Source organism: Actinomadura rugatobispora (assembly GCF_042656285.1).
Classification (GTDB): Bacteria; Actinomycetota; Actinomycetes; order Streptosporangiales; family Streptosporangiaceae; genus Spirillospora; species Spirillospora rugatobispora.
Genome location: NZ_JBHSON010000014.1, coordinates 19,402 through 33,703 on the forward strand (window position 1 = coordinate 19,402; position 14,302 = coordinate 33,703).

The 14,302-nt window shown below is 73.8% G+C and carries 11 protein-coding genes; 5 read left to right on the forward strand and 6 right to left on the reverse strand.

Going from position 1 to position 14,302, the window contains the following annotated elements:
• Window positions 1–101 precede the first annotated feature (101 nt).
• On the forward strand, window positions 102–1,019 hold the full coding sequence (locus tag ACFPZN_RS12400) for an oxidoreductase (RefSeq protein WP_378282036.1): 918 nt from the start codon (window positions 102–104) through the stop codon (window positions 1,017–1,019).
• A gap of 7 nt (window positions 1,020–1,026) precedes the next feature.
• On the opposite strand, the gene ACFPZN_RS12405 is transcribed toward ACFPZN_RS12400, so the two are convergent.
• Entirely contained in the window at window positions 1,027–1,608 is a 582-nt protein-coding gene (locus ACFPZN_RS12405) for a TetR/AcrR family transcriptional regulator (RefSeq protein WP_378282037.1), read from the reverse strand.
• 20 nt (window positions 1,609–1,628) lie between these two features.
• Window positions 1,629–2,189, reverse strand: a complete 561-nt coding sequence (locus tag ACFPZN_RS12410) for a methylated-DNA--[protein]-cysteine S-methyltransferase (RefSeq protein WP_378282038.1) — start codon at window positions 2,187–2,189, stop codon at window positions 1,629–1,631.
• A gap of 166 nt (window positions 2,190–2,355) precedes the next feature.
• Between ACFPZN_RS12410 and ACFPZN_RS12415 the strand changes: the two genes are divergently transcribed.
• Complete coding sequence (locus ACFPZN_RS12415) at window positions 2,356–3,579, forward strand: RNA-guided endonuclease InsQ/TnpB family protein (RefSeq protein ID WP_378282039.1); 1,224 nt, start codon at window positions 2,356–2,358, stop codon at window positions 3,577–3,579.
• Window positions 3,580–3,621: 42 nt separating this feature from the next.
• Here the strand turns inward: ACFPZN_RS12415 and ACFPZN_RS12420 are convergent, their stop codons facing one another.
• The 3 genes from ACFPZN_RS12420 to ACFPZN_RS12430 form a co-directional block, all read right to left on the reverse strand.
• Entirely contained in the window at window positions 3,622–4,875 is a 1,254-nt protein-coding gene (locus ACFPZN_RS12420) for an MFS transporter (RefSeq protein WP_378282040.1), read from the reverse strand.
• 107 nt (window positions 4,876–4,982) lie between these two features.
• Window positions 4,983–7,643 carry a DUF6493 family protein gene (locus tag ACFPZN_RS12425; RefSeq protein WP_378282041.1) on the reverse strand — a complete coding sequence of 887 codons (2,661 nt, stop codon included), beginning with the start codon at window positions 7,641–7,643 and terminating at the stop codon, window positions 4,983–4,985.
• Window positions 7,640–8,995: an SWIM zinc finger family protein gene (locus ACFPZN_RS12430; RefSeq protein WP_378282042.1), complete on the reverse strand. Its 1,356-nt coding sequence runs from the start codon at window positions 8,993–8,995 to the stop codon at window positions 7,640–7,642. The genes ACFPZN_RS12425 and ACFPZN_RS12430 overlap by 4 nt, the downstream gene beginning before the upstream one ends.
• Before the next feature lie 106 nt (window positions 8,996–9,101).
• Here ACFPZN_RS12430 and ACFPZN_RS12435 point away from each other — a divergent pair, with 106 nt between their 5' ends.
• Both ACFPZN_RS12435 and ACFPZN_RS12440 read left to right on the forward strand, forming a co-directional pair.
• Window positions 9,102–9,464 (forward strand): hypothetical protein, encoded by a 363-nt coding sequence (locus ACFPZN_RS12435; protein WP_378282043.1) that lies wholly within the window; start codon window positions 9,102–9,104, stop codon window positions 9,462–9,464.
• 47 nt (window positions 9,465–9,511) lie between these two features.
• On the forward strand, window positions 9,512–9,859 hold the full coding sequence (locus ACFPZN_RS12440) for a DUF3817 domain-containing protein (protein WP_378282044.1): 348 nt from the start codon (window positions 9,512–9,514) through the stop codon (window positions 9,857–9,859).
• A 953-nt stretch (window positions 9,860–10,812) separates the two neighbouring features.
• Here the strand turns inward: ACFPZN_RS12440 and ACFPZN_RS12445 are convergent.
• Entirely contained in the window at window positions 10,813–11,454 is a 642-nt protein-coding gene (locus ACFPZN_RS12445) for a GNAT family N-acetyltransferase (RefSeq protein ID WP_378282045.1), read from the reverse strand.
• 301 nt (window positions 11,455–11,755) lie between these two features.
• Between ACFPZN_RS12445 and lon the strand changes: the two genes are divergently transcribed.
• Window positions 11,756–14,155, forward strand: coding sequence for an endopeptidase La (gene lon / locus ACFPZN_RS12450; RefSeq protein ID WP_378282046.1), 2,400 nt, complete (start codon window positions 11,756–11,758; stop codon window positions 14,153–14,155).
• Window positions 14,156–14,302 lie beyond the last annotated feature (147 nt).

Genomic DNA, 14,302 nt, shown 5'->3' on the forward strand with positions numbered 1-14,302 from the left:
CACCGGGGATGGGGGGCGCCCCCCGGGCAATGACCGGCGTGGAGGGTCGCCCCTCCACAATGACTGGCGTGAAGGGTAGCCCCTCCACAATGATGAGACCCATGCGTAAGTGGACGGTTGCTGACATTCCCGATCTCGCTGGGCGGCGGGCCGTCGTCACCGGCGCCAACAGCGGGATCGGGTTCCACACTGCTCTGGAGCTGGCGCGGCACGGCGCCGAGGTGGTGCTGGCCTGCCGCAGTGCCGAGCGCGGGCAGGCGGCCCTCGACCGGCTGAAGGCGGCGGCGCCGGACGCCGAGGCGCGGCTGGCCTCGCTGGACCTGGCGGACCTGGCGTCGGTGCGGGAGTTCGCGGGCCGCGAGGGCGAGCGGCCGCTGGATCTGCTGGTCAACAACGCCGGGGTCATGGCGTTGCCCAGGCGGACCACGGCGGACGGGTTCGAGATGCAGTTCGGCACCAACCACCTGGGGCATTTCGCGCTCACGGGGTTGCTGCTGCCGGCGCTGCGGGCCGCCGAGGGGCCCCGCGTGGTGACGGTGACGAGCGGGTTCGCGTGGGTCGGCAGGATCCGGTTCGACGATCTGCAGGGTGAGCGCCGCTACCAGAAGTGGGGTGCGTACGCGCAGTCCAAGCTGGCGAACCTGCTGTTCACGCGGGAGCTGGCGCGGCGCGTGCCGGAGGTGCTGAGCGTGTCGGCGCATCCGGGTTTCGCCGCGACGAACCTGCAGCAGACCGGGCCGCGGATGGAGGGCAGCCGGTTCATGGAGCGGGGTGCCGGGGTCGTCAACACGGTCGTCGCGCAGTCGGCCGCCGCCGGGGCGCTGCCGACGCTGTACGCGGCGACTGCGGCCGATGTGGCGGAGGGCGCCTGCTACGGGCCGAAGCTGCTGCAGTATCGGGGCGCTCCGACCGAGGTGGTGACGCATCCCCGGGCCAAGCGTCCGGAGCTGGGCGCGCGGCTGTGGGAGGTGTCGGAGTCGCTGACCGGCGTCCGGTACGAGATCCGCGCGGACGGCTGAGCGGGGCTCAGGTCAGGCCGCGGACGGCCTGCGCGACCGCGGCGTCCACGATCGTCGCCGCGGCGGTCTCGCCGGGGCGGCGCTGGGCGAGCTTGGCGGCGGCGTCGACGATGCCCTGGACGAGTTCGGCGCGCAGCTCCGGTTCGGGGATGCCGTTCTCGGCGAGCGCCGCGGTCAGGGGGCGCAGCAGTTGCGCGTGGCCGTCCCTGATGCGTTCGCGGGCGGGTTCGGCCAGCGCGTGCTCGACGAGTGCGACGGCCGCGGCGTGCCGCCCGTCGGTCATGACCTCGAGCTGGGTCCGCACGTACGACTCGACCTTGCCGGAGAGGTCGGCGGAGGCGTCGAGGGAGCCCTCGACCAGGGCCGCCCAGCGGGGGAGTTCCTCTTCGACGATCGCGGCGACCAGGTCGTCGCGGGAGCGGAAGTACTCGTACAGGCCGGGACGGGACAGCCCGACGCGGCGGGCGAGGGCGGCCAGGGACAGCGCTTCGAGGCCCTCTTCGGCGACGAGCGAGCGGGCCGCGTCGAGCAGGATGCGCAGCTGGCGCGCCCGGTGCTCGGCGACCGTGGGTTCGCTGATCCTGGGCACCGGCTCATTCTACGTTTCCGTCAGGGGCCGGTGGCGAGGTCCCAGTCGAGGGTCGCGGGGAGGGCGCCTTCGAGGGTGAGCAGCCACCGTTTCACCTCGACGCCCGAGCCGCCGCTGTAGCCGCCGAGGCCGTTGGACGCCACGACCCGGTGGCAGGGGACGATCACGGGGATCGGGTTGCCGCCCATGACCTGGCCGATGGCCTGGGCCGGGACGCCGGCGCCGCTGCGTTCGCCCAGCTCGCCGTAGGTGACGACCTTGCCGTAGGGCACCGACTCGTACAGCGTCGTCAGCACCTGCCGCTGGAGCGGGGAGGTGAGGCGCCAGTCGATCGGGAGGGCGAAGGCGTGCGGTTCGCCGGAGAAGTAGGCCGCCAGCCCGTCGAGGGCGGCGGCGAGCCGGGCGGGGTCGTCGACGACCGGCAGGCCCGCCCGCGTGGTCGCGCGGGCGCGGGTGCCGGGGGTGTCGCGCCAGCCCAGCCAGGCGATGCCGGTCTCGGTCGCGCCGACCAGGAGCCGGCCGAGCGCCGTGTCGGCCGCGCCGAACGCGAGCGTCGCCGCGGCGGTGTGGGTCTCGTTCATCAAAGGACCTCCGTGGAAACTCCGGCTTGAGGCCGGGGAGGAATCGGACGTCTCCGGAGCAGGGTAGACAAAGGAGATTCGCCCCCTGGGGGCGAATGCCGGTTGACCAGGCGCGATCCAGTACGTTTTCGCTCCTGTGTTCGAGCGTGCAGGGTAGGGTCGCCTCGTGCCGCGTTACCGCCTGGCCCCCACGCCTGAGCAGGAGCAAGCCCTGCTCGGGCATTGTGCGCATGCGCGGTACGTGTGGAACCTTGCCGTGGAGCAGCACGGCTTCTGGTCCCGGCACCGGCGGGGCGGGGCGCCCGGCTACAACGAACAATCCCGGCAGCTCACCCAGGCCCGAGCCGAGTTCGAGTGGTTGCGGGCCGGGTCGCAGACCGTGCAGCAGCAGGCGCTCCGCGATTTCGCGCAGGCGATGGCCAACTTCTTCGCCGGGACGCACAAGCGCCCCACCTGGCGAAGGCAGGGTGTGCATGAGGGGTTCCGGCAGGTCGGCGTCAAACCCCATCAGGTCAAGCGGCTGTCGCGTAAGTGGGGTGCGGTGCTGGTGCCCAAGTGCGGGTGGGTGAGGCTCCGTCTGTCGCGGCCGGTGCCGGAGGGTGTGAGGTCCTACCGGGTGACCCGTGATCGGGCCGGGCGCTGGCATGTGGCGTTCGCGCACGTCCCGCCCCCGGTCTCCGGCCCCGGTGACGGGAGCGTGGTCGGGGTGGATCGCGGCGTCACCGTCAGCGCCGCCCTCTCGACCGGCGACCTGCTGAAGGTCCCCGGCCTCACCCCCGGAGAGAGGCGGCGCCTGCGACTGCTGGCCCGCAAACTCGGGCGCGCCCGGCGCGGCTCCCACCGCCGCGCCGGACTCAAAGCCGCGCTCGCCCGACTCAAGGCCCGCCAGAGCGACCGCCGCAAGAACTGGGTCGAGCAGACCTCCACCAGGCTGGCCCGCGAGTACGACGCGATCGGTGTCGAGGACCTCAACACCCGGGGCATGACCCGCTCCGCCAAAGGCACTATCGAGAGGCCGGGATGCAACGTCGCCGCCAAGGCGGGACTGAACCGGGGCATCCTCGCAAGCGGATGGGCCATGCTGGTCGAGCGGCTGGAGCACAAGGCCCCTGGCCGCGTCCACAAGATCAACCCCGCGTACACCTCGCAGCGCTGCTCGGCGTGCAGGACCATCGACCCGCAGGCGCGCGAGAGCCAAGCGCGCTTCCGGTGCCGGTCCTGCGGCTTCGCCTGCAACGCCGACGTGAACGCGGCACGCAACATCGCCCACGAGATCAGACTCCTCTGCACACTCGTGGACACGGCGGCCGGACCGGCCGTCGCTGCGCGGGGACGCCCCGGGGTACCGGAGCGGACGAACCGCGAACCCCAACCTGTCCTCCTCTACTGAGGCCACGGGGTGGAATCCCCCTCGTTTACGAAGGGGAGGAGGTCAACTCACTCTCTCTCGCATGGTCAGGAGCAGCGCCACTGTCATGGGGAACACCAGGGCCATCGCGACGGTTGCGAGTGCACCGTACGACAGGGCGGTGACGATCGCGCCCGCGGCCAGCCCGCCGACCGCCGCGCCGCCGTTCATGAGCAGGTCGGACAGGCCCTGGACGGCGGGCCGCCGGCCGGCCGGGACCGACTCGGTGAGCAGCGCCGACCCGCCGACCAGCCCGAACGACCAGCCGAGCCCGAGCAGGACCAGCGCGACCGACAGCCGGGTGACGTGGTGCGGCGCGGAGACCGCGGCCAGGGCGGTCGCGGCGGCCAGCAGCGCCATGCCGACGAGCAGGACGGGGATCCGCCCGAACCGGTCGGCCAGCCAGCCCGGGAGCGGGGAGAGGGCGTACATGCCCGCGATGTGCAGGCTGATCACGATCCCGACGACGGTGAGGCTCGCGTGCCCGTGGCCCAGGTGGACCGGGGTCATGACCATGACGGAGACCATCACCATGTGGCTGACCACGATCGCGGCGACCGCGAGGCGGGCCCGCGGGACGGTCCGCAGCACCTCCCACGCGCCGCCGGACGCGGCGGGCTTCCCCGGGTCGGCGGGAGGGGCCGCCGCGTGGAGCGGGTCGGGGCGCAGCAGGGCGACGATCGCGGCCAGTGTCAGCGCGAAGGCGATCGCGGCCAGCGCGTACGGGCCGGCCCAGGGCGCCAGGCCGAGGTTCCGGCCGATCCGGTCGGCGGGCTCGGCGAGGTTGGGGCCCGCGATGGAGCCGATGGTGGTGGCCCAGACGACGGTGGACAGGTCGCGGGCGGTGCGGCCGGGGCTCGACAGGTCGGTGGCGGCGTAGCGGGCGGCCAGCCCGCCGGCGCTGCCGCCGCCCGCGAGGAAGAGCCCGAGCATCAGCAGCGGCCACTGGCCCAGCGCGGTGGCGGCGGTGGCGATCACGGCGCCCGCCACGGCCGCGCCGTAGCCGACGGCGAGCGCGGGGCGCCGTCCGTGCCGGGCGGCGGCCCGCGCCATCGGGACGGCCAGGACCCCGGCGCCCGCGACCGCGCTGGTCTGCGCCAGCCCGCCGATCGCCTCCGAGCCCGACATCGTGGCGGCGGCCAGGGTGCTGATCGCGACGCCGGTGCCGACGCCGATGCCGCCCAGCACCTGGGACGCGGTGAGCACGGCCAGGATCCGGCGCTGCGCGGGATGCGGATCGGCGGGGGCCCGTTCCGCGGTCGTGTCCGGTGCCGTCATCGGCCCCCCTTGCCGTCGAGTAAGCCGCGATTGGCCGGTTTGTTCGTGAAGTGCCCGATCACTATACGGTTCAGGGGTATGTCCTGGGGGGCCGCTTCTGGACCGGTTCAGTTCCGGGCGAGCAGGTCGCGCAGCCGGACCGCCTCCTTGACCGTCCGGCTGGATCCGCCGCGCCCGGCCGCCGCGGCCAGCCCCTCCGGCGCCGGCCCCCGCGCCCCGCTGGTCTCGGCGGTGCGGACGCCCAGCGCCAGCAGGTCGGCCATGCCCGGCACCGGCTTGCTCGCGTGGGCGGTCAGCACGGCCGGAAGCGCCGCCTCGACCGCCCTCCAGACCTCGGCGTGCGCCCCTGCCGCGGCCGCGTCGCCGAGCCCGCCGACCACCCGGCCGAGCTTGGCCTCCCGGTGCGCGGCCAGGGCGCCGGCGGCCGCGCCGACCTCGGCGGCGGGCAGCCGGCCGCGGGCGGCCATGAGCAGGAAGGCGTCCACGGCACAGGTCCGCTCCTGGAGGGGCTCGACCGTGAGGCCGTAGGCCAGCGCCGCCCCGGTCGCCACGCCGGTCGGGCCGTCGCACTCGGCCAGCCCGAGCAGCGCCGCGCCCTGGTCGTGCGGGAAGTCCAGCGTCGACAGCAGTTGCGGCAGCAGGTGCGCCGCGGCGACCTCGGCGTGGGACGGCGCGATCGCGGGCCACCAGGCCGGCGGGCTGGAGTAGCCGGCGAGGGCGAAGGTCTCCGGGGACTCCCTCCATTTCGCCCCGTCGAGGGGGTAGTCCCAGAGCGGGGCCAGCGCCTTCGGGACGTCCCCGACCGGGCGCAGGACCCCCATGAGCGCGACCGCCGGCCGGAACGGCACCTCGGGGAGCCGGACCTCGACGCGTTCGACGAACGGGTCGGCGACCCCGCCCTCCCGCAGCCACGCCGCCACCGCCTGGCCCGCCGGGGACTCCAGCCGTTCCGCGCGGGCGGTCACGCCCGAGCCCGCGGCGGCGTCGCGGGGCAGGCGCAGCAGGGCCTGCACGAGGTCGTGCGGACCGGGCTCGACGCCCGCCGCCTCCAGCCGTTCCACCCGCGCCACCAGCACCTCCGGGTCGAGATGGCCGTTGGCCCGCGTCGGCGTCGCCAGCAGCAGCGGGACCCGCTCGACCCGCTCGGCGACCTCCCGCATCCGCCCGATCAGGAAGTCGCTCATCGGCGCGTCGTGCGGCTCGGCTCCGCGCCGCTCGAGCCGCAGCTCCCCGCCGGCCTTCGGGCGCCAGCGCGCACGCAGCACCGAACGCGCCGCCAGGACCGGCCAGGCCCGCGGTGAATACATGAACCGGTCGTAGTCGGACGCCCGGTACCAGGCGCCCCGGTCGCCCTCGAAGAACCCCTTCAGCGCCGCCCGGAGGGACTTCACGTCGCGGTGGGCGAGCTCGGTGATCCCGGCGGAGATCCGTTCGGAGTCGGTCCAGGACGGCTCCTGGCGCAGCACGACGGCGAACTCCTCGGCCAGCTCGGCCGCGGAGCCGAACGGGCCGGGGAACGCGGACGGGGGAGGCGGCGCGGGCAGTGCCCCGGCCGGGGCGGCGGCCGGGGCCTCGACCTCGCCGAACGCCGCCGCGATCCGTTCGCGCAGATCGTGGGGCAGCGCCGTGGCCGCCTCCCGGACCCGCAGGACGGCCTCCCGGCCCGCCCCCGGCCCGAACTTGACGGCCAGGTCCGTGGCGCGCTCCTGGACGGCGTGCGCCTCGTGCGCGAACGCCACCGCCAGCGCGCAGAGCGTTGCGTCCTTCTGGTCGGCCCGGTCCGCGCTTTGGGCCAGCCATGCCAGCGCCGCCCGCACCAGCTTCTGCTCGGGACGGAACAGCAGCGCCTCGGCGGCCTCCGAGTACGCGGCCGGCCCCAGGCCCCCGGCCGCGTCCACCCGGCGCACCTCGCGCAGCGCGAGCTCGGCGACCCGGGACGGCGCCGCGGGCAGCAGCCGCAGGTAGTCGCGGAGCCGGGCGGTCGCCTCCCCGAGGTCGGGGGCGAGCCTGTCGTGCAACTCGGCGTACCAGCGCAGGTCGGCGACGGTGCCGCCGCGCAGGAACCGGCGCAGGCAGCCGTCCAGCACGGTCGCGCGTTCCAGCCGCTTCTCCTCCGCCAGGGTGAGCACGGCCTCGATCCAGGCCTCCGTCTCCCCCCGCGAGGTGATCAGCCGCCCGATCGCCTCCACCTCGAAGATCCGCGGCATCATCGCCTCGGCCAGCGGATCGCCGGACGCGACGCCGCGCCCGTCCGTCCACCGCACCCAGCCCACGGCGAAGGCGTCCTCCACCGGGACGGGGGCGCCGGCGGAACGGAGCAGGAGCGCGCACGTCCACCAGGCGGTCTCTTCACCGTTCCAGTCCGACTCGGCGGTGGTGCGCAGCAGGCCCGCGAGCCGCCGCCCGACCTCGGCCCGCCACTCGGCGGGACGGCCCTCGGTCGCCTTGACCACGAGCTCGGCCGGGCCGCGGTCGCCGTTGAAACCGAAGCGGGTGACGAGCCGCAGGTCCGCGCGCGACAGCCACCGCGCGGCCGCCGCCGGGCCGGACAGGCAGCCGGCGCCCGTGACCCGCAGGGCCGACTTGACCGGCGTGGCGCTCCAGGCCCACGTGGAGTCCGCCTCCCGGAGCTCGGCCAGCAGGGCGGGCAGCTCCTTGGCGACCCGCTGCCGCTCCTCGTCGGCCAGGCGGGGCACCAGGGCCGCCGCGTACCGGGCGTTGCCGCCCCTGATCGCCTTGTACAGGGCGTCCAGCTTGGTCGTGCTCATCGGCCGGCCTCCCCGCGCACGATCCGGGCGGCGATCACGTGCTTGCACGGGCCCCGCCCGCCCCGGTACTCCGTCCACCACTGGCATGTGCAGGACGCGCCGTCCCCGCCGAACCGCACCCGGTGCAAGCGGTCCTCGACCTTCACCTCCGCCGCGTCGGGCCCGTCCAGGGTGACCATGCCCCGCTCGGCGAGCGCGCGGGCGTCGCGCAGGCGCGGGTTCATCGCGGTCACGCGCTCGGGGTCGTACGGCAGCTCGCGGTGGAAGAACCCGGCCTCGGCGGTGTCGTACCCGACCCGCCCGGCCGTCCCGAGCTGGGTCAGGGCGGCCCGCGCCCGCGGCAGGCCGATGCCCGCCCGCTCGGCCAGCAGGTCGGGTTCCACCCGAGGCTCGAACGACAGCAGCGCCCCCACCAGCTCGGCGTCGTCGGCGGCCTCCTCGGTGGCGAGCGCGTCCAGGACGGCGCCCTCGCCGGAGAAACCGCGGTGCGACTCGGGGGACAGCGCCAGCACGTACCGCATGCCGGGCAGCTCCAGCTCCCACACGCTCGCCGCCGGGCCGCCGCTCGCGGTCACCGCCGGACCGTAGGCGCGCAGGCCGCGGGCGAAGCGCAGCAGCGGCAGCATCGTCCGCAGCCGGTCGGGGCCGGGCAGGCACACCGCGCCGGGGGCGGGACGCGAGGTGATCCGCAGGCCCCTCCCGGCGGGCACCGCCCACAGCACGCCGTTCCTGCCCTTGGGGAGCCCGCGCAGGAACCGCACCGCCTCCGGCCCGGGCAGCGCGGCCCGCGGATCGAAACCGGAGGTGATCACCTGGACCTCGGCGAAGCCGCGCAGCCAGCGGTCGGGCAGCGGCACCTTCTTCTCCACCACCGCGCCGTCCAGCGTGGTGACCGCCAGCTCGTCGGCGCCGACCGCCAGGTGCAGCGGATCGTCCCCGCCCACCCGGGCCAGCGACTCCCGCAGCGGGCCGTTGACGTCGACGTTGGTGGTGCCGCGCTCGTGCACCTCGCCGTCGAGCGCGGGCTGGAGCACGTCCAGCCGCGCGTACACGCCGCAGCAGGCCGAGAACGACTCCAGCCGCAGCCGGTCGCCGTTGCACGTCACCACCGGGTCGCGGAACGAGGTCGGCCGCGGCCGGTGGTAGCGGGTCTGCGCCACGTCCGCCAGGGCCAGCAGCGCCGCCGCGGCCGGCGCGGGCCTGGTCAGCAGGCCGCTGAAGAAGTGCGGGTGCTGCCGTGGCCCGGCGGAGGTGGTGCCGCCGGAGGTCGACAGGCCGAGGAGCCCCCCGGCCAGTCCCGAGGGACGCGAATAGGTGTAGGCCTGGGCGGGGCCCGCCGTGCTGGTCGCCATGCCGCGAACCTAGAGGCAGCGGCCGACAGTTTTCGCGAAAGCGGGCAAACCCGGCCGGTACGGGGTCGGGCGCGGGCTCGGGGGCACCGGGGGTAGGCTCGATGACGTGCGAAGGTTCCTCACCCCCGGCTGGCTCGGGCTGCATGCGCTCGCCATCACCCTGTGCGTCGCCTTCCTGGGCTTCGGGTGGTGGCAGTACGACCGCGCGCAGGCCGGCAACGACCGCAGCTGGGCCTACACCTTCGAGTGGCCGATCTTCGCGATCTTCGTGGTCGTGATGTGGGTCAAGATGATGCGCGACGAGCTCAGCGACGACCCCGCGGGCAAGGCCCCCAAGGTCATCGAGGAGCCCGCGGAGGCCGCGGTCAAGCGGACCATCATCAGCCGGCAGGAGGAAGAGGACCCCCAGCTGGCCGCCTACAACCGGTATCTCGCGCGGCTCAACTCCGAGAGCCACCGGCGCGACTGACCGGCACGGCTCCCTTTCCCCACCCGTACCGCCCAGAGGAGTGATCTGTGGAAGCGGCCATCAACCGGTACCGCGTCATGGCCATCGTCGTCGGCGTGATGCTGCTGCTGGTGGTCTTCGTGGGCATGCCGATCCGCTACATCGGCGGCAACGGCACCCCGTCGGCGATCATCTCCCCGATTCACGGCGCGCTCTACATCGTGTACCTGGGCGTCGCCTTCGACCTGTACCGCAAGGCCGCCTGGCCGCTGAAGCAGATGGTGCTGATGGTGTCGGCGGGCCTGATCCCGTTCCTCGCCTTCTTCATCGAGCGCCGGATCGTCGCCGACGCCCGCGCCGAACTGGAGTCGCGCAAGACCGACCCCGCCCCCGCCGCCGCCACCCACAAGGCCTGACCCACCCCACCCCACACTCGCGGCCCTCGGCCATGTCGGGTGGGCTGGATGCGCCGCGGCCCGTGGGGGCGGGGCACCACCACGGGCCGGGCAGTCGCAGCGGTCGTGCTGCGCGGCGGCCCTGGACGGGGGTCGGGTCTGAGTCCGGGCCACCGGATTGCGTCACGGCTCACAGGCTGTCTGCGCTCGGCGTTCACCTCGCTCTCCTCGGACGGTGACGGTCAGGGGCCGGGAAGGGCCGGACCGGCGGCATGGCTCGACGATGCCGCCGGCCCGGCGCGGAGGGCACCGGTGCCGCGGGGGCGTGCGGCACCGGGCTCCAGGGCACGTTGTCCGATCGCGGCGCGGCGGTCGCCGGGCCGAGACGGCCGAGGACCCGAGGTGTGTCCGAGCGCGCCGCCGTCGCCGCCGGCACCAGGGCGAAAGGGGGGAGGCACCGGCGGCGACGCGACGGGCCCGGAACGTCCTCGGCCGTCCGGACCGACCAGTGGGAGGGATGTCGAGGACGGCGGTCCCGAACCGGTGCGCCGTCCAACGCATGTGACCCTCCCATGATCCGCGGGTTCGGGATCCGGGGCCTTTTGCCGCCCCGGGAGTTTGCCCTTCACCCTGTGTCACGATCTCGTTGCGTTAAGTACCCACCCTTCACGGCGGCGTAAACCAAGGTCAACGAAGAAATGCCGGAGGTAAAGATGATCGGCCGCCCGGCGGCCGAGGCGCGTGACCCGGACTCTCCCGATATTTCCGTTTTTGTCGGGATGGGGTGCCCGGTCAAGGGCGAAGGTGATTAATCCATCTCCGCTGGTAGGGCCGCCGGTGGCGGTGCCATAATCGCGTCCGTTCCCTCCGCGGGGAATTCTCTGGAGACGAGCGCGGGGCCGCCGTGATCGGCGGCCCCGCGATCCCGGATCCGGATCAGCCGTGCCCGGCGGTGTGGGGAGAGATGTGGCCCGTCAGAGGCCGAAGAGCGGGAGGCATGGTTCGAGGCCGCCGATCTGAACGGACACCGTCCGGTGTTGCTCCCAGCGGGTGCGGTCGAGTTCGAGCCGCCGCTCGTAGCCGAGCGCGTCGCGTACTCGGATGCGGGCGGTCCCATTGGGCCGGTATCCGAGCTTTCGGGAGACCGCGTAGGAGGCGGCGTTGTCGGTCAGCGCCGCGCTGACCGCCGACTCGGCGCCCAGCCCGGTGAAGGCCAGTTCCAGTACGGCGGCGCGCATCTCGGTGCCGATGCCCTGCCCCTGGTGGCGCTGCCCCAGCCAGGAGCCGGTACCGACCTCGCGCAGGATCGTGAAGTCCCTGGCGCCGATGCCCTGCACTCCGACGATGCGGCCGTCCAGGAAGACCCCGAGTTGTAGATCCCAGTCCTCGGGGGTCCAGACGGCCAGCTGCCGCCAGTGGAACTGCATGAGACCCCGGGCTCGTTCAGCCGGCGGCAGGTCTGTCCACGGGACGGCGAACGGCATCCGGTCCGGAGGGTGGACGCCCTCGGTCGACAGTTGGGCGAGCGCGTCGAGTTCTTGGAGCGTGGGGAGGCGCAGCTCCAGCCGCGGCGTGCGCACCCGCAGTCGGAACAACGGCCAGTGGGTCACGTTCATCTTGATCCTTCTTCGGCGGCGAGGCGCTCGAAGCCGTCGACTGGTCGTGCAGGCTCGGCCGACACCCCGGTCACGCACCGCATACTGTGCCACCCCGGCTCGCCGAGGTGCCAACCAATTCGCACGTGGCGAGGCCGGCCCCAACCAAGATCCGGAAGGTGCGGGGGCCGCGGGGGCGGGACGCCCGGCGTGATCGCTGACAGCGAACGTTGCTGCGGAAACAAAATCGTGCTCCGTTTTCTTGAGTGAGTATGACTCAACCCGAGTGGGTCATGATCGCTACAGACTTGGAGCTGAGAGCATGAGCGAGACCCTGACGCTGCCGGTCCTGCCCCTGGACGACGGGGCCGTTCTGCCCGGCATGGTCGTGCCCCTCGACCTGTCCGAGAACGAGGTGCGCGCGGCGATCGAGGCGGCCCGGGCGGTGGCCCAGACCAAGGGCCCGGGGATCAGGTCGGCCGTCAAGCCGCGGGTGCTGCTGGTGCCCAGGCTCAACGGCCAGTACGCCGCCGTCGGCACGCTGGGCGTGGTCGAGCAGGAGGGCCGGCTGCCGGGCGGCGAGCCCGGCGCGGTCGTGCGCGGCGTGGAGCGGGTGCGGATCGGCACCGGGACCACCGGGCCGGGCGCGGCGCTGTGGGTGGAGGGCACCCGGATCGAGGTCCCCGCGGCCACCGGGCGCGCCCAGGAACTGGCCAAGGAGTACAAGGGCCTGGTCAGCGCGATCCTGCAGAAGCGCGGCGCCTGGCAGGTCGTGGACGTGGTCCAGGCCATCGACGAGCCCTCCGCGCTCGCCGACAACGCCGGCTACGCCCCGTACCTGTCCGACGAGCAGAAGATCGAGCTGCTGGAGACGGCCGACACCGTCGAGCGGCTCACCCTCGTGATCGGGTGGGCGCGCGACCACCTGGCCGAGCTGGACGTGGCGGAGACGATCCGCAAGGACGTCCAGGAGGGCATGGAGAAGACCCAGCGCGAGTTCCTGTTGCGGCAGCAGCAGGAGGCCATCCGCAAGGAGCTGGCCGAGCTGAACGGCGACCCGGCCGACGAGGAGGACGACTACCGCGCCCGGATCGAGGCGGCGAACCTGCCCGAGAAGGTCCGCGAGGCGGCGCTCAAGGAGGTCGACAAGCTGGAGCGGGCGTCCGACGCCTCCCCGGAGGGCGGCTGGATCCGCACCTGGCTGGACACCGTCCTGGACATCCCGTGGAACGAGCGCACCGAGGACGCCTACGACATCGCCGGCGCCCGGGAGATCCTGGACGCCGACCACGCCGGTCTGGACGACGTCAAGGAGCGCATCATCGAGTACCTCGCGGTGCGCAAGCGGCGTTCCGACCGGGGCATGGGCGTCGTGGGCGGTCGCCGCAGCGGCGCGGTGCTGGCGCTGACCGGTCCTCCCGGGGTCGGCAAGACCTCGCTGGGCGAGTCGGTCGCGCGGGCGATGGGCCGCACGTTCGTCCGGGTGGCGCTGGGCGGCGTCCGGGACGAGGCGGAGATCCGCGGCCACCGGCGCACCTACGTCGGGGCGCTGCCGGGACGCATCGTCCGGGCCATCCGTGAGGCCGGTTCGATGAACCCGGTCGTGCTGCTGGACGAGGTCGACAAGGTCGGCGCCGACTACCGGGGCGACCCGACCGCGGCGCTGCTGGAGGTCCTGGACCCCGAGCAGAACCACACCTTCCGGGACCACTACCTGGAGGTCGAGCTCGACCTGAGCGACGTGCTGTTCCTGGCCACCGCGAACGTGGTGGAGGCGATCCCCGGCCCGCTGCTGGACCGGATGGAGCTGGTGCAGCTGGACGGCTACACCGAGCACGAGAAGGTCACCATCGCCCGCGACCACCTGCTGCCGCGCCAGCTCGACAAGGCGGGGCTGGAGGCGTCGGAGGTGTCGTTCGAGGACGGCGCGCTGCGGCTGCTGGCCGCGGAGTACACGCGGGAGGCGGGCGTGCGGTCGCTGGATCGCTCGATCGCGCGGGTGCTGCGCAAGATCGCCGCGAACGTGGCGCTCGAGAAGACCGAGTTGCCGGTCACGGTCGGCGCCGACGGCCTCAAGGACTACCTGGGCCGGCCCCGGTTCACGCCGGAGGTGGAGCTGAGCAAGTCCGAGCGGCGGACCGGGGTGCCGGGCGTGGCGACGGGGCTGGCGGTCACCGGCGCGGGCGGCGACGTCCTCTACATCGAGGCGTCGCTGGCCGACAAGGAGACCGGTGACACCGGTGTGACGCTGACCGGCCAGCTCGGCGACGTCATGAAGGAGTCGGCCCGGATCGCGCTCAGCTACCTGCGCTCGCGCGGGGCGGAGCTGGAGCTTCCGGTCGGCGACCTGAAGGAGCGCGGCGTGCACGTCCACGTGCCCGCCGGGGCGATCCCGAAGGACGGTCCGAGCGCGGGGATCACGATGACCACGGCGCTGGCCTCGCTGCTGTCGGGGCGGCCGGTCCGGTCCGATGTGGCGATGACCGGTGAGGTGTCGCTGACCGGGCGGGTGCTGCCGATCGGCGGGCTGAAGCAGAAGCTGCTGGCGGCCAGCCGGCTGGGCATCACGACCGCGATCGTGCCCAAGCGCAACGAGCCGGACCTGGAGGACGTGCCGGCCGAGGTGCTGGAGAACATGACGGTGTTCGCGGTCAGCGACGTCCGGGAGGTGCTGGACCTGGCCCTGGAGCCCGCGACCAGCGACGCGACGGTCGCGGCCTGACCGAGAATCGAGGAACGGGCGCCCGTGCCGGTTATCCGGTGCGGGCGTCCGCGCTTAGCGGATTCTTAGCGGCGTGCGTCATGCTCGGCTCGTACAGGGTGGCCTGTAGAGGCCCCTACGGGGGCGGGCATGGTGTGGGTCCTGCGG

Excerpts from the sequence above, each read along its gene's own strand:
- ACFPZN_RS12400 (WP_378282036.1), top strand. The coding sequence starts at position 102 with ATGCGTAAGTGGACGGTTGCTGACATTCCCGATCTCGCTGGGCGGCGG.
- ACFPZN_RS12410 (WP_378282038.1), bottom strand. The coding sequence starts at position 2,189 with ATGAACGAGACCCACACCGCCGCGGCGACGCTCGCGTTCGGCGCGGCC.
- ACFPZN_RS12420 (WP_378282040.1), bottom strand. The coding sequence starts at position 4,875 with ATGACGGCACCGGACACGACCGCGGAACGGGCCCCCGCCGATCCGCAT.
- ACFPZN_RS12425 (WP_378282041.1), bottom strand. The coding sequence starts at position 7,643 with ATGAGCACGACCAAGCTGGACGCCCTGTACAAGGCGATCAGGGGCGGC.
- ACFPZN_RS12430 (WP_378282042.1), bottom strand. The coding sequence starts at position 8,995 with ATGGCGACCAGCACGGCGGGCCCCGCCCAGGCCTACACCTATTCGCGT.
- ACFPZN_RS12445 (WP_378282045.1), bottom strand. The coding sequence starts at position 11,454 with ATGAACGTGACCCACTGGCCGTTGTTCCGACTGCGGGTGCGCACGCCG.
- lon (WP_378282046.1), top strand. The coding sequence starts at position 11,756 with ATGAGCGAGACCCTGACGCTGCCGGTCCTGCCCCTGGACGACGGGGCC.